Below are 18399 nucleotides of genomic sequence, written 5' to 3' on the forward strand. Positions count from 1 at the left end.
GTTTTAAGGGAAACCCACATGAAGAACCGCGCATTTCATCTCGACAAGTCGAACGGCAAGCTGATGGGCGTCTGCTCGGGCATCGCCAACTATTTCGACTGGGATGCCAACCTGATCCGCATCGCCTTCGTGCTCGCCGCTTTCTTCGGCATTGGCGCACCGGTGCTCGTCTATCTGATCATCGGCCTCGTCGCCTCCGACCGCTGACAGGAGCGCAGCCTATGCAGCGTCAGACACGGGTGCTGAACGGCGTGAAATCGGTGGCGGTATCGAACACCTCCACACCTTCGCGCCGTTTCAGCCACCCGACCACCGCATAGGTCACAGGCGTCAGCACCACCTCCCAGCTGACCTTGAGCAGCCAGTTGGTGATCATCACAGTGATGACCTGCGACGTCTCCCATTCGCCATAGAACGCGAGCGGATAGAAGATCAGGCTGTCGACGCCCTGGCCGACAATCGTCGAGCCGATCGTGCGGGTCCACAGCATCTTGCCCTTCGTCCACACCTTCATCCGCGCCATCACATAGCTGTTGACGAACTCGCCCGCCCAGAAGGCGACGATCGAGGCGAAGACGATGCGCGGGACCTGGCCGAACACCGATTCATACGCCCCCTGGCCATCCCATCCGTCGGCGGGTGGCAGGCTGACGACGACCCAGCTCATGAACGCCATGAACAGCAGCGCACCGAAGCCTGCCCAGATCACGCGGCGCGCGCGGGCATAGCCATAGATCTCGGTCAGCACGTCGCCGATGACATAGCCCAGCGGGAAGAACAAAATCCCCGCGCCATAGACCCATTGCTCGCCGCCGATGGTGATGAACGTCGGCTTGGCCGCGCCCAGCACGTTCGACAGCAGCAGCACGGTAACGAACGCCGCCATGACAAAGTCATAGTAGCGGAAGCGGTGCGTGGCGGGGTCGAAGCCGATGCCGGCGGGCGTGGCGGGGGCGGCGGGATCAGGGTGCGCGGGCTGCATAGACCATTGCCATATCGCGGTTTACAGCCCCGTGCAAAGCCCGCTATTGCCCCCACCACACGGCGCGCGCCCTTAGCTCAGCTGGATAGAGCGCGAGACTTCTAATCTTGAGGCCACAGGTTCGATTCCTGTAGGGCGCGCCAATGACCCCAAGCCAGGGTTTCGCGGGGCGTAAAAATGCTACTTCCCGCTGCACCACGGATGCTGCTAGGGGCATCGCTCCCATTTTAGACGGATTGGACGAACGTGGCTTTTACGACGGTTAAGGTGCTGACGACGCATCAGTGGAACAAGGGCTTGTTTTCCTTCACGGTCGAACGCCCGCCGTCATTCCGTTTCGTCACCGGACAGTTCGTCATGCTGGGCCTGATGATCAACGGCAAGCCGCTGGTGCGCGCCTATTCGGTGGCTTCGCCGATGTGGGACGAAACGCTCGAGTTTCTCAGCATCATCGTGCCCGATGGCCCGCTGACCAGCCACCTCTACAAGATCCAGCCCGGCGACGAGATCCTGCTGGGCGCCAAGCCCACCGGCACGCTGACGCTTGACGCGTTGCTGCCCGGCAAGCGGCTGCACCTGATCGGCACCGGCACCGGGCTTGCGCCGTGGATGTCGATCATCCGCGATCCCGATGCGTATGAGCGCTTCGAGCACATCACCGTACAGCACACTGTGCGCGACATCCAGGATCTGGCCTATCGCGATCTTCTGGAATCGAAGTTGAAGGACGATCCGCTGGTCGCCGAAGAGGCCGCGCAGCAGCTGACCTATGACCAGTCGGTGACCAAGTGCCCGACCTGGACCGGCGAAAACCGCCGCATCACCACGCGCATCGCGTGCGGCGACTATCCGCTGAACCCCGAGACTGACCGCGTGATGCTGTGCGGCAGCATGGCGATGATCAAGGAAACCGGCGCGCTGCTCGAAAGCCTGGGCTTTGTCGAAGGCGCACAGTCGAACCCCGGCACGTACGTGCTCGAGCGCGCGTTCGTCGGCTGACAATCAGCTGCGGATGGCCTCCAGCGCCGTCCGCAGGTCTTGTGGCAGCGGCACCGGGCGGCGCGTGTCGCGGTCGACATAGACGTGCGTGAAATGCCCGGCGGCGGCGGCTGCGTCCTCGTCATTGGCGAACAGCCCCACCGCATAGCGTACCGAGCTGGTGCCTATATGGTCGACGCGGATTCCGGCGTGGATCGTGTCGGGAAAGGCGGTGGGCGCGAAATAGGCGCAGCCCGTTTCCACCACCAGCCCGATCACCGCGCCGCCATGAATGTCGAGCGCGCCTGCCTTGATCAGATATTCGTTCACGGCGGTGTCGAACCAGAAATAATAGACCGAATTGTTGACGTGGCCGTAAATGTCATTGTCCGACCAGCGCGTGCTGATCTGCGTGTACGCGGCGTATTGCGCGCGCGACGGGCGGGCGGGGCGGCTCATGCGCTCACCGTGAAGGCGTTGACTCCGTCTGCGTGGCGGATGGTGATGGTGCGGCCGATGGGGTCGCGCGCGGGATCGATCAGCGCGGCAATCGCGCCTTCCTTGTCGGCATCATCGGGCCGCGCGACGATGCGGCCCTTGCCGGTACGTGCGATTACCACCGCGCGTGCGGGCCGGCCCTTGGCATAGCCCACGGTATAGCTTTCGATGGTGCCGGTCGCATCCTCCTCCAACCGCTCAGGCGAGGCCTGCGCATCGACCTCGGCCTGCATCGGGGCGTGATCGACCGGGGCCCAGCTTGCGGGCGCAGTGGTGCTGTAGATGCCGACCGCTTCCTTCGAAAGGAACCCGCCATTTGCGAGGACAAGGCCAAAGCTGCCGGGGTCGGCGCGCAGTGTCTCCACCATCGCGGCGATGCCGTGCATCGAGTAATTGTTGCCCGCGCCGCCCGAAAACGGCAGCCCGCCGGTAAGGGTGAGCGGCGTGGTGCGCGGATCGACGCCCAGGGTTTCAGCCGCCAGCAATACCGCGACCGGGAAGCAGCTGTAGATATCATAATGCGCGATAGCCTCGGGCGTCTTGCCCGCGCTGGCGAGCGCGCCTTCGAGCGCCACCTCGATCGCGCGCGACCGCGAAAGGTCGGCGCGCAGGCTGACCGGCTTGTCCATCGCCTCGCCGCTGCCGTGCAGGAACACCCATTGCGATTGCGGAACGCCCATTGCTGCGGCCTGGCCGACGCTGGTGAGGATGAGCGATGCGCCCTGGTTCACCGCATCCTGCGCGACATGCCATTTGAGATAGGGGTCGGCGACGGGATAATTGCTGTCCGATGGCGTGCCCAGATACTGCGCGTCCATCGCCTTGGGGAACTGCGCATAGGGGTTGGTCGCGGCGACCGTGCTGAACCCGGCCCAGAGCTCGGACATGGCGGCGACATGCTCGGCGCGGGTCCGGCCCAGCCGGGCGCGCAGTGCGTGCTCGAACAGCGGGTACGTGAGGATCGGCGCGCCGATGCCGTTCCTGAGCTCGTGCCGGTCGAGCAGCATCGGGCCCAGCCCGCGATCTTCCATCTCGCCGTCGATCGTCTCGGCCCAGTCGATGGCAACGCCCTTGCGCGCGGCGGTCTTGGCAGCGGCGATGGCTTCGGAGCCGGAGAGCAGAACGCATTTCACTTCGCCGGCATGGATCGCGGCGGCAAATTCATTGACCAAAGACTGCGGGCTCTGGCCGCCGACGATCGAATAGATCGCGCGGGATGGCGCAGCGCCGATCCGGCGGGCAAGGCCCAAAGGCGGCTTGTCGCACCCTCCGGTGCCTTCGGGGACCATGCCCGGCGCGCTATCGGCAAAGTGGCGGACGACCGCGATCACGTCGATGGCGGCGCGCACTGCGTCGGCGGCTCCAGTATCGGCGAGCGCCGCCTCGCTGGCGCGCTGCATCAGCGACTGCGGGCTGGGCACGGCGGCGGCATCGCTGCCGTCCCAATGATCGACCGCCTGGCCGACGCCGATCAGCACCGGGGTGTTGGGATCCAGGGTCATGGCACGCTCTCCGTTATTGTTCTCGAGCGCTATCAAGCATGCGCTTTGCCCTTCCGCAAGCGGAAGCGGAAAAGCACCTCGCCTTGCTCAGAACCGTCCGTTGATCCGGATCGTCATCGCTTCGCCCTGCTGGCGGAAACCGAGGGCGGAGAGCGCAGTTCCCGTGCTGGCTGCCAACCCGCCCAATCGGAAGTCGGCGGTGTAGCGACCGGTGCCGGCGATGCGGACATCCATCTGCTCCAGCCCCGACTGGCCCTTCAATGGCACCAGAAGGTCACCATCATCGCAGCGCAGATTGCCGCTGAGCCCGCGCTGGAGCGTCAGCCCGAACAGGCTCTGTTCGATGTTCGCTCGCACCACGCCTGATGCCTGCGCACAGCGTTGGCCAGTAAAGGCAATATCGACCCCGTCCAGGCTGACGCTGCGCAGCGGCAGTGGCGCGAACAGATCGGCGGTGGCGATATCGCCGCTGGCATTGCGCATGGCGATGCTGTCGCCGCTGCGCGCGAGGTCAAAGGACAAAGGTGGCTGGCCGGGCGTATCGGCAGCGCGGGTCATCGCCAGCGCCAACTCGCCGCGCAGAACGCCACCGGGGGCGAGCCCTGCGTCCATATCTCCCAGGCTCAGCTTTCCGATCCTGAGGTCGCGTATCGTACCCGACCAGATGCTGCCTTCGACGCTGCGTGCGCTGACGCCGCCAGATCCAAGGCCCGCCATGTCGAATACGATCCGCAGCGGCAGCAACGCCAGCAGCGCGACGACCAGCGCCAGCGACACCAGCACGGCTCTCGTCATGCTTCGGCTCATCCGCCGACCTTGATCAGCCGTGCGGAGACCGAGACGGTGCCATTGTCCATCCGGCGGATGACCAAAGTTTCTGGCACGACGCCGCGCCGCTCCAGATCGGCGAGCCAGCCGAGGAACGCGGTGGAGCGCGCCGATCCGATCGCGATTTCGGCGCGGCCGGGGCCCTGCGCGGTGTTGCTGTCGAGCGTGAAGCCGCGCTCTGCCGCCTCGCTGGCCAGCAGCAGGTCAAGCGCCGCGATGGCAGCAGCAGGCCGCCTGTCGGCGGGCATCGAAAGCGCCTGCGCCTTGGCCTCGATCCGTCCGGCCTGCATCGTTGCCTCATGGAAGCGGCCTTTGGCGTCTGTGGCCATATCGTAGATCGGGCGGTAGATCAGGAAAAACCCGATGACGCCCGCAGCCAGCACGGCGGCGATGCCGACCAGCACCTGTTCGCGCCGCGACAGCGCGATGAACCAGTTTTTCGCCGCCTCGGTCATGGTGCCAGCACCGTGATATCGGCGACTGCCTGCCCGGTGGCATCGCTGCGGTTGGCGGCGGTGACCTTGTAGCCGTTGTTCTGCAGTGCAATCAGCACCGTGTTCAGATCCTCGACGCGCGGGGCGGCAATCATCGCGCCGATGATCCCGCCAGGGCGGTAATCGGCTTGGCGGATGACGACACCGGGCACCGGCTGCATTGCCGACAGCAAGCCAGCGAGCGGGACGCTGGCGACCATGTTTCCGGCACCGCGTGCGGCGAGCTGCGCGTCGATCTGCTGTTCGGCTTGCGTCACATCGACCGCGCCGGGGACCAGCCGCTGGGCGCTGGCGAGTGCACGACGTTCGGCGAGGTCTGCGCCGAGGTAGTTCTTGGCGATCTCGGTCAACGGAATGGCAAGGCTGACGAGCAGCACCGCGCCGAGCAGCCATGCCAGCGTCCGTCCCTGGCCCGGCCCCAGCGCAAACAGGGGGGTGCGCCGTGCGAAGTCGCCCTGGCGCAGGTTGAGCGGTGGATCGGTCAGCACGGCGACCAGTGCGCCATCGCGCGCATCCTGATCGAGCTGTCGGGCTGTGCTGCCACCCAGCAGCAACGAGCTCAATGTCTCATCGGGCGGCAGCACCAGATCGCCCAGCCTGTCCGCAGCCAGATCGCCGAAGGTGGCGCTGATGGCGTCATCGCTCGCGGGAAGCAACAGCCCGACGGGCACGATGATGTCGGGGTCGAGCCCGCGCAGGGCCAGTTCGGCAAGATGGTCGGCGAGCGTCGCGCGCGATATCGTCGCGCACAGCACGCGCATGCCGCTGCCCTCTGCTTTTCCCAGCGCACGGACCGCAACGAACACGTCGCCGCCAATGCTGAGATCAGCCGCGCGATAGCGGGCTGCGGCTTCGGCCTGCGCAGCGGTCATGTCACCCATGTCGAGCGTGCGGATGACGGTATCGGCGGCGGGGATCAGCGCGGTAACCGGCGCGTCGGCTGCAATCGCGGGCGGGCTGAAATCCTGTCCGCGCGCCACGATATGGCCGTCCTGCGCCTGCCACCAATGCAGCGCGGCATCAGCCGACGGCGGGCACGTGACGATCAGGCCATGCGCTGACACGGGTCAGGCCGTCCACACAGGGAGCTGTTGGAAGCGGGTCGAAGACAAGATCGCAAAACCCCCGAACGGCGTCAGAATCGAACACCACCTGCCCTAGACAATCGGCTGGGCCAAGTCACGGTCCCTTTGCTCGTCAGCGGCGTTTTGCAGGACAGTGTCGTTCTGCTCGGCAGCAAGGCGCTCGCGCTCGATCGCTTCGGCCTTTTCGGCTGCCAGAGCCTCGCGCCGGCGCGGGTTGAGGATCGCGAACGAGGCGACCAGCAGCACCACCGCGATCGCCTCGATGATCATCGATTGCGCGATGTTGGCGGTCAGCGGATCGCTCATCAGGCCGAAAGCACGCCCGGTAAACGCCAGCGCCACCATCGTGGCGGCGCCCAGCAGCCATTCGCGGCGTCCGGGGAAAAGACCGACGAGCGCCGCAAGCCCGCCGCTGATGAAGAACCCGCCCATGTCCGCGCGGATTGCGCTGAGCCCGGTGGCATTCTGGCGGCCCAGCTCGAACTGCGCGATGATCGACTGCGGGTCGACCATAGCGCGCACGCCGATGATGATGAACAACGTGGCAAATCCGGCGACGAGCAGACGAATGACCCAGGTCATGGCGGTCGATCCTTTCCCAAGAGGCTGTTGCGAGCCGTGTTATGGTGGTGTGCTGGGCTTGTCCAGCATGGCCGGGATACGGGGGACGCGCGGTTTCGATCCGCGACGGTGAGTAAAGAGGCGTCACACGCGCACTGTTTGCCATCGCTGCCGGGCTGTCATTTTTGCTGGTTACCGCCTGCGGGCCTTTCCGATAGCGTGGCGCGCAGCAGCAAAAGCGCGAACGCGCGGGCAAGGAGAGCGGCGATGGATCTGGGTCTGGCAGGCAGAAAAGTCATCATGAATGGCGGTGCACACGGGCTCGGGCTGGCGGCGCTACGCCACTTCGCCGCTGAGGGCGCGGACGTCGCCTTCCTATCGCGCGATCCGGCCAAGGTCGAGGCCGCCGTGGCGGAGATCGACTCCTGCGGTCCCGGCAAGGTGCACGGCACCGCGATCGACATCACCGGCGATCCGGAAGGCTACAAGGCCTGGCTCGCCGAGTGCCTCGGAAAGCTGGGCGGCTGCGACATCTTCGTCCACACCGCCAGTGCATCGGGCCAGGGCGCGACCGGCGACTGGCAGCGCTGTCTCGACATGGACATCATGAACGCGGTGCACGGGGTCGAGGTGCTGACCCCGGCGCTCACCGAATCGGGCTGCGGATCGATCGTGTTCATGTCGTCGACCGCCGCGCTCGAAACCTTCGTCGCGCCGCAGGCCTTCAACGCGCTCAAGGCCGCGCTGATTACCTATGGATCGCAGCTCAGCCAGGCGCTTGCCGGTCAGGGCATCCGCGTCAACTGCATCTCGCCGGGTGCGATCGAATATCCCGGCGGCAACTGGGAGATGATCAAGGGCGTGGTCCCCGCGCTGTACGAAGGCACCCTGGCCAGGATGCCGATGGGACGCTTCGGCGAGCCGGAAGAGGTGGCCAAGGCAATTGTCTTCGTCGCCAGCCCGGCATGCCCGTATATGACCGGGGCGAATGTCGTCATCGATGGCGGCTTCACCCAGCGTGTCCAGTTCTGATCCGGAGAGTTTTTCCATGAAGTTGTATCAATCGATCGGCCCAAACCCGCGTGTCGTGCTGATGTTCCTTGAGGAGAAGGGCGCCGTCATCGACCGCGCCTTTGTCGACATCATGAAAGGGGAAAACCGTGGCCCCGATTTCCTCGCCAAGAACCCCTTCGGACAGGTGCCGCTGCTCGAGATGGACGATGGCACCTATCTGTCGGAAAGCACCGCGATCTGCGGTTACATCGAAGAGAAGTTCCCGACGCCCGCACTGATCGGCAGCACCGCCGAAGAGCGCGCGGTGACCCAAATGCTGGTGCGCCGGCTGGATTATGACGTCGTTGCGCCCATGACCACCGCGTTCCGGGGGTCCGAAGGCCTGCCGATGTTCCAGTACCGCCTGCGCTGCCTGCCCGAGGCCGCCGATGGCCTCAAGGCCTGTGCACGCGATGGTCTCGCCGCGTTCAACGCGCTGCTGGCGGGCAAGACCTGGCTAGCGGGCGACCGGTTCACGCTGGCGGACATCATGCTCTATTGCCTGACCGAATTCGGCAAGATGGTCGGCCAGCCGATGCCCGAAGACCTCGCAAATCTTGCGGCCTGGTCCGCCCGGGTGGCCGAACGGCCGAGCGCCTCCGCCAGCATGAACGCCAAGACAGGGATCGCCTGACCATGACCGCCATCACGCCGATCGATCGCGAAAAACTGCTCGATATCTACAAGCGCACGATGAAGGTGGCGCGCTTCGACGAGAAGATGCGCTCGCTGCTGATGAGCGGCAAGCTGGCCACCATCTATTACACGATGCGTGGGCAGGAATTGGTGACATCGGCGATGATGGCGGCACTCAATCAGGACGACTATCTCGTCACAACCTATCGCGGCCAGCATGACCAGATCGCCAAGGGGGTTCCGCTCGACCTTCTGATCGCCGAGATTGCTGGCCGCGCCACCGGCACCTGCAAGGGCAAGGGCGGGTCGATGCACATCACCCATCCCGCCACCGGCGTCATGGTCACCACCGGCGTGGTCGGCTCCGGCCTGCCGATCGCCAATGGCCTGGCGCTGTCCAGCCAGAACAGGAAGGACGGCAAGGTCACCGTCACCTGCTTCGGCGATGGCGCGACCAATATCGGCGCGTTCCACGAGGCGATGAACATGGCGCAGCTCTACAAGCTGCCGGTGATCTTCTTCTGCCAGAACAACCGCTATGGCGAGCATACCGCCTTTGCCGATCATACCAAGGTGGACAGCATCGTCACCCGCGCTGCCGCCTATGGGATGAAGGGCGTCAAGGTCGACGGCAATGATGCGGTGGCGATGTATCAGGTCGCAAAGGAGGCGGTGGATCGCGCCCGCGCCGGGGAAGGCCCGACGCTGATCGAGGCGATGTGCTACCGGATGATGGGGCATTTCTTCGGCGCGGACTTCTCGTACATGCCCCCTGAGCATATCGAGGAAATGAAGGCGGAAGACCCGCTGCCCAAGCTCAATGCGCTGATGCTCGAGCACCAGTTCCCGCAAGACCAGCTCGACGCGATCGTCGCGGGGCTCGAGGCGGAGCTGGAAGCGGCGGTCGAGTTCGCCTTTGCCAGCGCCTATCCGGATGCCGACGAAATCCGCAAGGATGTATTCGAAGAGGAGATCGCGGCATGAGCGATACTGCAACACTCGAAGTCGGAGCCACCAAGGCCAAGAAGCCGAAGCAGATCACCGTCGTTCAGGCGCTCAATGCCGCGATCGACGAGGCGATGGCCGCTGATGAGGGCGTCATCCTGCTCGGCGAGGATGTCGGCGCCAAGCAAGGCGGCGGCGTGTTCAAGGTCTCGTCCGGGCTCAGCGAGAAATATGGCGATCATCGCATTCGCGCGACGCCGATTTCGGAGCAGGCGATCATGGGTGCGTGCGTCGGCGCGGCGCTGGCAGGCATGCGCCCGATTGCCGAGATCATGCTGATGAACTTCGTCACCGTGGCGATGGACCAGATCGTCAATCACGCGGCCAAGCTGCGCTTCATGAGCGGCGGGCAGACCAATGTGCCGATGGTCATTCGCACCACTACGGGCGTCGGCGTGGGCTTTGGTGGCCAGCATTCGGACATGCTCGAAGCCTGGTTCGCGCATGTGCCTGGCCTCAAGATCGTCACGCCGTCGAACGCAGCCGATGCCAAAGGGCTGATGCGCAGCGCGATCGAGTGCAACGATCCGGTGATCTTCATCGAGAACATCCTGTGCTACGGGCTCAAGTCCGATGACCCGGGTGCCGACTACCGCGTGCCTTTGGGCAAGGCGTCGGTCGCGCGCGAAGGCTCTGACGTGTCGCTGATCACCTATGGCCGCACCGTGCTCGATGCGCTGGAGGTGGCCGAAACGTTGGCCGCAGAAGGCGTGTCGGTCGAGGTCATCGATCTGCGCAGCATCGCGCCGTACGACGAGGCGACCGTCACCGCTTCGGTGCGCAAGACGGGCCGCGCGGTGGTGCTGCACGAGGCGGTGCGCGCCTATGGCACCGGCGCGGAAATCGCCTCCCGGCTGAACGAGAGCCTGTTCAACGAGCTGAAGGCCCCGGTGCAGCGCATCGGCGGCGCGTTTTCTGCCGTCCCGATGGCGAGCGTGCTCGAACAGGCCTGGATCCCCAAGAAGGACGAGATCGCCGACGCGATCCGCACGACGATGGAATGGAAGCGCTGATGGCGGCAGAAATCCGCATTCCCAAGCTCGGCATGAGTGTCACCGAGGTCACCCTGGTCGAATGGATGTTCGGCGATGGCGAGACGGTGGAAAAGGGCGATGTGCTGTATACCGTCGAGACCGCCAAGAGCACCACCGAGATCGAAGCGCAGGATTCAGGCGTGCTGCGCGTCACCGGCGAGGAAGGCGAGGCGTACAAGATCGGCGATGTGATCGGGACGATTGGCTAGGGGGGCTGGATTGCGTCACCCTCACCTGTCCCAGCCCGCTGCGCGACGCGTCGGAAGGGTGAACGCGACCAGAAGCGACATGTAGCTTGCGCAGGCACGCGGAACTAAAAGCCACTCGTCAGCTACCTGTGCAGTTGCGCAAAACCTGTCGTTCAGGCAGCGACCCCTTGTCGGACATTGCCTCGCGAGATAAAAAGCGCTCAGAGTTGCCCAAGTCTGAAGGAACGTTTCCTATGACGCAAATTCGGATCATCGCCCTTGCACTTGCCATGCTGTTCGGAACGGCAGCAATGTTGTCCGCCTTTGGTCTTCATGCGGGGCTGTTGAAAGGCGGCGACATGTTGGTGGACGCGATCAACTCTCGCTGGTCTGTTGAACAGGTTGAGCGGTTCATGCTGTATGTCGGTCCGCTGTCGCTGATCCTTGTCGCTTTTGGCGTCACCATGATGTTCTGGTCAACCTTGCGCGCCAAGAAGCAATAATTGGGTGGCGGTTGAGCCGACCGGCGTTGCTGGAATCCAGCCACTTTGCGACCTTCCCGCGCCAAACGACGATGCCTGGAACCAGCCGCAAATGACCCCGTCCGTTCAGTCTGAGCGGACGGACTGGGCTATTGTCCAGCAACGCAGCGGCCCGCTGCACAGGCATCGGGCTGACCCGACACCGTAAGCAGCGGCTATTTGCGGATCAGCTTCAGAGGCACTGTTTCTGCCTGCCCGGGGAGGACAAGGTCGCTCCTGCCCGCAATTATCGCGGACCCACGCTGCCTGCGCTTGGCCTCGTAGAGCGCTGCATCGGCATTGCGCAGCAACTGACCGCGATTGTTGACTTGGCCACCCAGCCAGCAGGCGCCGATCGTTGCGGAGACGTTCAGCGTCACGCCGTTGGTGCTGACCGTGTATTGCAGATCGTACAGCAAGCGGCGCAGCAATCCGGTGAGATCCTTTAGGATCGCCTGATCCGAAATCAGCAGGACAAACTCGTCCCCGCCCAGCCGGGCGGCAAAGCAGTTGGAGAGATAGTCGGCATTGAGCCGTGCTGCCATGACCCGAAGCACCTCGTCACCGGCTTGATGCCCAAACCGGTCATTCACCGCCTTGAAGTGATCCAGATCGATCAGCAGCACAGCGCAGCGCTCTGCATTGGCGACCGTCGCCTTGATCCGTTCGTCCACCACTTCATTGAAACGCCCGCGGCTGGCGATGCGGGTCAACTCGTCGGTGTGCGCGGCATGACGCAACGCCTCTTCCATTTGGAAGCGCGCGGTGACGTCCTGAAACACGCCAATCAGCGCTACCGGCTGGCCCTTGTCCATTTCGATCTCGCCCATGCTGCGGACGCGGCGATACTCTCCCTGCGCGGTGTTGAAATCGGTTTCGATGTCGAACGGCTCGCCGGTTGCCATGGTGCGCTCGAGCGCCTCGGTAAGGGTGGCGCGCGCCTTGGGAGGGTAGAAGTCCAGCGCCGAATCCAGCGGCTTGCCATCGCCGGGCGGAACGCCGTGGATCGCATAGGTCTGTTCGGACCATTCGGTCTTGTTGTCGGCCAGCGTCAGGCGCCACGATCCGATCTTGGCCATGCGCTCGGCCTGACGAAGCTGGCGGTGCTTGCGATCGAGCGCCTGAAGGTTTCGCTCGCGCTCCTCGGCGAACCGGACCGCCTCGGCGGTCGATGTCCTTGCAGCAATCAGGGTTTCGACCACCTGGGCCAGTTCGGCCAGCAGCTTCATGTCGCCGGGATCGAAGTCGCGCGGCGTGTCATCGATCACGCACAGAGTGCCCAGCGGGACCCGCCTAGATGGCGTCTGCTGCGTCTCGGCATGGATGGGAACTCCGGCGTAAAACCGGATGTTGGGCGCGCCGGTGACGAGAGGATTGCTGGAAAATCGATCGTCTTGGGTCGCATCCGGAACGACCAGGACGTCATCTGCAGCCACAGCATGCGCGCAAAATGCAAACTCGCGCGGCGTTTCGTCCACATCCAGGCCAATCTTGGACTTGAACCACTGGCGATCCTTGTCGACCAGCGAGACAAGCGCAATCTTGCAGCCTGTCAGGCGCTGCGCCAACTGCACGATGGTATCGAACTCGCGCTCATGGGGCGTGTCGAGAAGGTTCAGGCTGTTCAATACGCCAAGGCGCGCCTGTTCGAAATCCGTGGACACGTCATCTTCTCCGGAGCCAATCCTGACCATAACCCCCTGCTAGCCAGCATTGATTAACGGTTAATTGCTGCTGAATCGCCGAATGGAACGGCTGTCGCGAAACGCACAGGCTTGCCGGTTGAGGGGATGGGCGGACTGGCTGTCCGGCCTGGCTGTTCTGCCGTTGCGAGCCTAGCTGAACAATCCCCGGATCGCGCGCCAGATCGGCATTGGCGGGCGGCCGGCGAGCACGCGAGCCTTGTCCATCAGTGTCGATTTGCCCGCATAGAAGCGTGCGATCAACGCGTCGGGCAGCGTGTAGAAGCGTTCGAGCACGCGGTAGCGTTCATCCGGCCCTGCGGCCTTGAACAGCATCTTGGTGAGCATCCGGTAGAAGCCGTCCGCCTGCCAGTGGTCGAGACTGGTCTTGCGGCTCATCTCGGCAAGCGCCGCGCCCGACAGGTCGGGCATCTCGGCGATGTGGGCGGCCAGTCGCACCGCATCGGGCAAAGAATAGCCGGTAAGGCCGTGGAACAGCGCTGCGCGCGTTCCCGCCTTGGCGACGTCGCCGCCGGTCGATTGCCAGTATCCGCCGAAATCGCCGCCATAGACCACCGGCAGCGCGCCGGTTTCGGTGCGGCTGACGCGTTCGACCTGCCAGCCCTTGGCATCGGCATAGGCGCTGATCCGGCCCGCCAGCGCCTGCGTATCGAGGTCTGACGTGTCGCTGTAATAGGTGTCCTCGACGAAGATTTCCATCGGGCTGATCGGCAGGCAGTAGACGAAGCGATAGCCGTCCATCTGCTCGACCGTCGCGTCCATCACGATGGGCCGAGTCAGGCCGTGCGGTTCGGTGAGGTGGAGCATCTGCCCCATGAACTTCTGCCAACCGCAGCGCAGATGGCGGACATTGCCGCCGCCGCGCGCATCGATGACGCCGCCTGCCTCGATCCGCGCGCCGTTTTCCAGCACGACATTGGTCTGGCTCGCCGCGAGCGCACGCACTCCGGTGACAATATGGTGCGCGGGCAGCTCCTCGCGCAGATAGGCATCGAACCGGTCGGACAGGATCGAGTAATAGCTCTCTTCCAGCGCGCGTTCGTGCCCCGGAAACTTCACGTCATAGCCGCGCCAGCCGTGGCAGACGAGCGGGGCGACCAGCCAACGGTGCTCGCCTGCGACATCGGGACCGAAGAACGACCAGATATGGTTGCCGCCCAGCGTCGCGCTTTCCTCGATCAGCAGCACGTCGAGCTCGGGTCGCTTGCGGCGCAGCGCGAGCGCGATCAGGCCGCCGGCGAGGCCACCGCCGAGAATCGCGACATCGCATTTGAGCGTCTTGCTGGAGATATTGCGCGGGGATTTCATGTTCCCTCCGCCCTAGCGCAGCAGGCCGTGCGAGGGAAGGGCGGAAGGGGCGCTTTACCGCTGCAAGCCAGGCGGATCGGATGCGATGTTACAATTGCACGGCAGTTTCCGCCGCTGGGGTCAGCGGATGGCCGTTATGCGGGCAATTCATGGCCCAGACGCCTGCCGCTTTGCAGTGCACCCGTTTTAGCGCTAAGGCGTCAAACATGCTGGGTTCCTCGCATATCGTGCTGTCCGCAATCGCCATGACGTTGATCGTCGGGCTGCGCTATCTGCTGACCAGCGGGTTGTTCGCCTGGCTGACGCGCAAGGTGCGGCCGGGCCTGTATGCCGGGCTCAACCCGCAGATCGGGCGCGAGATTCGCTGGTCGCTGTACAGCGCGGCGATCTATGGCATCCCCACCGGTATCGTCGCCTGGGGCTGGCAGAACCGGGGCTGGACGCAGGTCTACACTGACTGGGACCAATGGCCGCTGTGGTATCTTCCGGTGTCGGTGCTTGCGTTCCTGTTTGCCCACGACACCTGGTTCTACTGGACGCACCGCTGGATGCATCAGCCCAAATGGTTTCGCATCGCGCACGCCGTGCACCATGACAGCCGCCCGCCGACGGCCTGGGCGGCGATGAGCTTTCACCCCATCGAGGCGCTGACCGGCGCCATCGTGATCCCCGTCCTGGTGTTCGTCATCCCCATTCATGCCGCGATGCTGGGGCTGGTGCTGGCGACGATGACGCTGATGGGAGTGACCAACCATATGGGCTGGGAGCTGTTTCCGCGCTGGCTGGTGCAGGGGCGGCTGGGCAAGGGGCTCATCACCGCAAGCCACCATCAGTTGCATCATGCGCGCTATACCTGCAATTACGGGCTTTATTTCCGCTTGTGGGACAGGCTATGCGGTACGGACAAGGGGCTGGGCACCTTTCAGGATACAAGGTCGCGACCGCGCGAAGTGTCGCCGCTGGGCGATGCGACCCGCTCGGCGCCATCCGGGAGTTGATGTGGTGAAGCTGCGCACGACGATGGCCATGGGTTTCATGGCGCTGCTAACCCTGCCTGGGGCGGCACCTTTGAGCACCGTTGAAATCACGGTCGATCATCTGCGCTCGTCCAAGGGGCTGTTGCAGCTGTGCCTGACCGCCAATGAACGCAGCTTCCCCGATTGCGACAAGGACAAGAGCGCCTATCGCCTGACCGCGCGGGCCAGGGATGGCGTTGCCCGTTTCGAGAACCTGCCCGCAGGCGAATATGCGCTGGCGATCGTCCATGACGAGAACGGCAACAACAAGCTCGATACCTTTGCCGGCATCCCCAAGGAGGGCATCGGCTTTTCGCGCAATCCCAGCTTCAGCTTCGGCCCGCCGCGCTTTTCGCAGGTGGTCTTCGTGGCGCAGGGGGCGGGTGCCAGCCAGCGGGTGAAGATCAAATACTATCTGTGAGCGCAGGGGTTTTCAGGGGCGTCGCGCGTCGCAAGACGGATGTTAACGAAATCTAAGCCCTGATGTTGCAGTTTCTGCGCGTCTTTCCCGGTCCTGCTGTGACGGCCTGGAAGACGCCGGGGACATGTGATGCGCAAGACCGAACCAGGCGGCGGGCCAACGGCCATGCCGCCGTTTGTGGCCAGTGATCGGCCGAAACACGGCCTTCGGCTGGTGCTGCATTACGCCGCTTTTGCAATCCTGGCGACCATTGCCAACCTGGGCACCCAATCCTTGCTGCTGAGCGTCAACGACGGCGCAATCTTCTATTATGCGGCGCTGGTCTGCGGCACCGGCGCGGGCCTCGTGCTCAAATACGCGCTCGACAAATACTGGATCTTTGCCGATCCGGGCCGCGACATCGTCACCAACGCGCAGCAATTTTCGCTCTATTCGCTGATGGGTGTGGCCACCACGCTGATCTTCTGGACGGTCGAAACGACATTCTGGATCGTCTGGGACACGCATCAAGCGCGCGTCGCCGGCGCGCTGCTGGGGCTCGGCATCGGCTATTGCGTCAAATACCATCTGGATCGCCGCTTCGTCTTTGCGGGGCGTTCGGGGCTCGCGGTGCGCTATGCCGCCCCGGCAGCGCCGCCTGCCTGATCGCGGACGCCTGTCCATGCCGCCCCGGATCGCCACCAGCCCGTTTGCCACCAAGGCAGTGTTGACGGCGCTTGCCATGCTGCTGACCATGGCGGCGATCTCGTTCCACCTTGCATTGCAGACCGAGCGCGATGGTATCTTCGCCGACTTCCACGCGTTCTATGTCGCGGGCAGCCTGGCGCTGGAGGGCAGGGCGGGGGATGCCTATCACATGGCCACGATGGAACAGGCGCAGCACCTGTTCACCGGCGTGGATGATTTCATGCCCTGGACCTATCCGCCCCCCTATACGCTGCTGGTCACCGCGCTGGCCGCTTTGCCCCTGGGGCTGGCCTATGCGCTGTTCATGGCGCTGACGCTGACTGCCTATGTGCTGGTGCTGCGGCGCATCGCGGGCGATCATCTGCCCGGGGTGCTGATCGCGATGCTGCCGGTGATGACGCTGACGGTGATGACCGGGCAGAACGGCTTCCTGACCGGCGCGCTGACCGGCTGGTTCCTGCTGTCCTTCATGGCGCGCCGTCCGCAGGCGGGCTGGCCGCTGGGGCTGATGATCCTGAAACCGCATCTGGCCGCAGGCATTGCCCTGCTGGCGCTGATCGAACGGCGCTGGCAGGCGATGGCCATCGCCGCCGCCGTGGTGGTGACAGCCTTGCTCGTCCCGACATGGGTGTTCGGCGCGGGCATCTGGAGTGCGTTCCTGGATGGCGTTGCCGAATCCGGCGAATTCCTGACCCAGGGGCATTATCCGCTGTTCCGCATGACATCGCTCTACGCCATGACGCTGAGCACCGGGCTTCCATCGGGCGCTGCCTTTGCCGTGCAGGCGGCAGGGGCGCTGCTGGCGCTGGGGCTGCTGCTGCTTGGCTGGCGTCGCGGGCTGCCGCCGCGCTGGCTGGCAGCCAGTGCCTGCGCCGCATCGGTCTTCGTCAGCCCGTACAATTATGATTATGACCTCGGCATCCTGGGCGTGGGGCTGGCCTTCGTGCTGCCCGACCTGCTGCAACGCACCCGCACCGCCGAACAGATCGGCCTGCTGGCCGTGGGCTGGACGGCGATCGGCTATGGGCTGATCACCGCGTTCCTCGCCGATCCCGACATGGCTGGCGCAGGCGACACGCCGCCTTCGCTGATGGCTGCGCCGCTGATGCTGCTGATTGCGCTGGTGGCGATGACGCTGCGGCGGGCACCTCTGGCGGAGCCAGCGGGCGCGGTCTCGGTCCAGCGTCACGAATGGTCCGTCACCAGATATTGATGGTCATCGTGATCGTCCCTTCGCCCTCGCCCGAGCAGATATAGACGATCGCCGACGGCACGACGCTCTTACCGCGATATTTCGGCTCGACGATCATGCGGTTGATGCTCTTGAGGTCGATCAGCCCGCTGATCCGGTCATGCGCGAAGTCGAGCGCCACCTGCGTGCCCGGCGGGACATAGCCGGTGTTCTCTTTCACGTTCTCCCCACCGAACCGTTTGGGGAAATAGAGGATCTTCGTCAGCTCCCCGCGCCTTGCCAGAGCCTGAGCCTGCGCGCGGCTGGTGACATGCGAAAAGTCCATCTCCATCGCCTGTGCCTCCTTGGGCGCCATCGTCCAGGCGGGCAAGGCGAACGCCAGCGCGGCCAGCATCGCCAATGCCAGAGCTGCGTACAAGATCCTCATCGCATCGCCCCCACGCCATGCCGCAGCCCCACGCTGCAGGGGCGAGCATAAGGCGGTCACGGCAAGAGGTGGAGCCTTTGGCGAGGAAGTAGGTCCGAAATGGAGCAGATCATTAGCCCCAGTGGTCACACACAATCGATAGACAAATCTTCGTAAGGTTTGAGCAAAGCAAAAGGATTTGTTCGCCCAGATTTGTTTTCGTGCGGTAGAGGCTTATTTCGTCCTGATTGACTTGTTGGAAAATGTTGTTGATATGTTCTTGCCGGTTTTCCTTGATGGA

The 18399-nt window shown here is 64.3% G+C and carries 22 protein-coding genes and 1 tRNA gene; 13 read left to right on the plus strand and 10 right to left on the minus strand.

Features of this window, described 5'->3' with window-relative positions; all coding sequences use genetic code 11:
- Window positions 1–18 precede the first annotated feature (18 nt).
- Window positions 19–207 (plus strand): PspC domain-containing protein, encoded by a 189-nt coding sequence (locus D618_RS0101240; protein ID WP_017669665.1) that lies wholly within the window; start codon window positions 19–21, stop codon window positions 205–207.
- A gap of 22 nt (window positions 208–229) precedes the next feature.
- On the opposite strand, the gene D618_RS0101245 is transcribed toward D618_RS0101240, so the two are convergent.
- Window positions 230–982: a queuosine precursor transporter gene (locus tag D618_RS0101245; protein ID WP_017669666.1), complete on the minus strand. Its 753-nt coding sequence runs from the start codon at window positions 980–982 to the stop codon at window positions 230–232.
- Window positions 983–1048: 66 nt separating this feature from the next.
- Here D618_RS0101245 and D618_RS0101250 point away from each other — a divergent pair.
- Window positions 1049–1125: transfer RNA gene (locus D618_RS0101250), tRNA-Arg, on the plus strand.
- 103 nt (window positions 1126–1228) lie between these two features.
- Entirely contained in the window at window positions 1229–1981 is a 753-nt protein-coding gene (locus D618_RS0101255; protein WP_051041198.1) for a ferredoxin--NADP reductase, read from the plus strand.
- Between the two features lie 3 nt (window positions 1982–1984).
- Here D618_RS0101255 and D618_RS0101260 read toward each other — a convergent pair whose 3' ends face one another.
- From D618_RS0101260 to D618_RS0101285, 6 genes are all read right to left on the minus strand, one after another.
- Window positions 1985–2419, minus strand: a complete 435-nt coding sequence (locus D618_RS0101260; RefSeq protein WP_017669668.1) for a thioesterase family protein — start codon at window positions 2417–2419, stop codon at window positions 1985–1987.
- Complete coding sequence (locus D618_RS0101265) at window positions 2416–3960, minus strand: hypothetical protein (protein ID WP_017669669.1); 1545 nt, start codon at window positions 3958–3960, stop codon at window positions 2416–2418. Before D618_RS0101265 ends, D618_RS0101260 begins: the two co-directional genes overlap by 4 nt.
- Window positions 3961–4047: 87 nt before the next feature.
- The gene (gene gspN / locus D618_RS0101270; protein WP_026091151.1) at window positions 4048–4755 is read right to left on the minus strand and encodes a type II secretion system protein N; all 708 of its coding nucleotides are present in this window, start codon (window positions 4753–4755) and stop codon (window positions 4048–4050) included.
- A gap of 8 nt (window positions 4756–4763) precedes the next feature.
- A complete protein-coding gene (gene gspM, locus D618_RS19790; protein ID WP_017669671.1) occupies window positions 4764–5243 on the minus strand; it encodes a type II secretion system protein GspM in 480 nt (159 codons plus the stop codon).
- Window positions 5240–6346: a type II secretion system protein GspL gene (gspL, locus tag D618_RS19795; protein WP_017669672.1), complete on the minus strand. Its 1107-nt coding sequence runs from the start codon at window positions 6344–6346 to the stop codon at window positions 5240–5242. Before gspL ends, gspM begins: the two co-directional genes overlap by 4 nt.
- A 93-nt stretch (window positions 6347–6439) precedes the next feature.
- Window positions 6440–6949, minus strand: a complete 510-nt coding sequence (locus D618_RS0101285) for a DUF4345 family protein (RefSeq protein ID WP_017669673.1) — start codon at window positions 6947–6949, stop codon at window positions 6440–6442.
- A 246-nt stretch (window positions 6950–7195) separates the two neighbouring features.
- Here D618_RS0101285 and D618_RS0101290 point away from each other — a divergent pair, with 246 nt between their 5' ends.
- The 6 genes from D618_RS0101290 to D618_RS0101315 all read left to right on the plus strand — a co-directional run bounded on the left by D618_RS0101290 (window position 7196) and on the right by D618_RS0101315 (window position 11347).
- Entirely contained in the window at window positions 7196–7960 is a 765-nt protein-coding gene (locus D618_RS0101290; protein ID WP_026091152.1) for an SDR family oxidoreductase, read from the plus strand.
- Window positions 7961–7976: 16 nt separating this feature from the next.
- On the plus strand, window positions 7977–8615 hold the full coding sequence (locus D618_RS0101295) for a glutathione S-transferase family protein (RefSeq protein WP_017669675.1): 639 nt from the start codon (window positions 7977–7979) through the stop codon (window positions 8613–8615).
- Between the two features lie 2 nt (window positions 8616–8617).
- Complete coding sequence (locus D618_RS0101300; RefSeq protein WP_017669676.1) at window positions 8618–9601, plus strand: thiamine pyrophosphate-dependent dehydrogenase E1 component subunit alpha; 984 nt, start codon at window positions 8618–8620, stop codon at window positions 9599–9601.
- Entirely contained in the window at window positions 9598–10635 is a 1038-nt protein-coding gene (locus tag D618_RS0101305; RefSeq protein ID WP_017669677.1) for an alpha-ketoacid dehydrogenase subunit beta, read from the plus strand. The genes D618_RS0101300 and D618_RS0101305 overlap by 4 nt, the downstream gene beginning before the upstream one ends.
- The gene (locus tag D618_RS0101310; RefSeq protein ID WP_026091154.1) at window positions 10635–10865 is read left to right on the plus strand and encodes a biotin/lipoyl-containing protein; all 231 of its coding nucleotides are present in this window, start codon (window positions 10635–10637) and stop codon (window positions 10863–10865) included. The genes D618_RS0101305 and D618_RS0101310 overlap by 1 nt, the downstream gene beginning before the upstream one ends.
- 233 nt (window positions 10866–11098) lie before the next feature.
- Window positions 11099–11347, plus strand: a complete 249-nt coding sequence (locus D618_RS0101315) for a hypothetical protein (RefSeq protein WP_017669679.1) — start codon at window positions 11099–11101, stop codon at window positions 11345–11347.
- Between the two features lie 194 nt (window positions 11348–11541).
- On the opposite strand, the gene D618_RS0101320 is transcribed toward D618_RS0101315, so the two are convergent.
- Together D618_RS0101320 and crtY are read right to left on the minus strand one after the other, a co-directional pair.
- Window positions 11542–13029: a diguanylate cyclase gene (locus D618_RS0101320; protein ID WP_238550558.1), complete on the minus strand. Its 1488-nt coding sequence runs from the start codon at window positions 13027–13029 to the stop codon at window positions 11542–11544.
- Between the two features lie 171 nt (window positions 13030–13200).
- Window positions 13201–14376, minus strand: a complete 1176-nt coding sequence (crtY, locus tag D618_RS0101325) for a lycopene beta-cyclase CrtY (RefSeq protein ID WP_017669681.1) — start codon at window positions 14374–14376, stop codon at window positions 13201–13203.
- A 206-nt stretch (window positions 14377–14582) separates the two neighbouring features.
- On the opposite strand from crtY, the gene D618_RS0101330 reads away from it, so the two are divergent.
- From D618_RS0101330 to D618_RS17360, 4 genes are all read left to right on the plus strand, one after another.
- Window positions 14583–15374: a sterol desaturase family protein gene (locus D618_RS0101330; protein ID WP_017669682.1), complete on the plus strand. Its 792-nt coding sequence runs from the start codon at window positions 14583–14585 to the stop codon at window positions 15372–15374.
- Window positions 15375–15378: 4 nt separating this feature from the next.
- A complete protein-coding gene (locus D618_RS0101335) occupies window positions 15379–15813 on the plus strand; it encodes a DUF2141 domain-containing protein (RefSeq protein WP_017669683.1) in 435 nt (144 codons plus the stop codon).
- 129 nt (window positions 15814–15942) lie between these two features.
- Entirely contained in the window at window positions 15943–16458 is a 516-nt protein-coding gene (locus D618_RS0101340) for a GtrA family protein (protein ID WP_017669684.1), read from the plus strand.
- Between the two features lie 16 nt (window positions 16459–16474).
- On the plus strand, window positions 16475–17713 hold the full coding sequence (locus D618_RS17360; protein ID WP_193746659.1) for a glycosyltransferase family 87 protein: 1239 nt from the start codon (window positions 16475–16477) through the stop codon (window positions 17711–17713).
- Here the strand turns inward: D618_RS17360 and D618_RS0101350 are convergent.
- Window positions 17700–18119, minus strand: coding sequence for a hypothetical protein (locus tag D618_RS0101350; RefSeq protein ID WP_017669686.1), 420 nt, complete (start codon window positions 18117–18119; stop codon window positions 17700–17702). The two genes, D618_RS17360 and D618_RS0101350, sit on opposite strands and share 14 nt — an antisense overlap.
- Window positions 18120–18399 lie beyond the last annotated feature (280 nt).

The organism is Blastomonas sp. AAP53 (assembly GCF_000331245.1).
GTDB lineage: Bacteria > Pseudomonadota > Alphaproteobacteria > Sphingomonadales > Sphingomonadaceae > Blastomonas.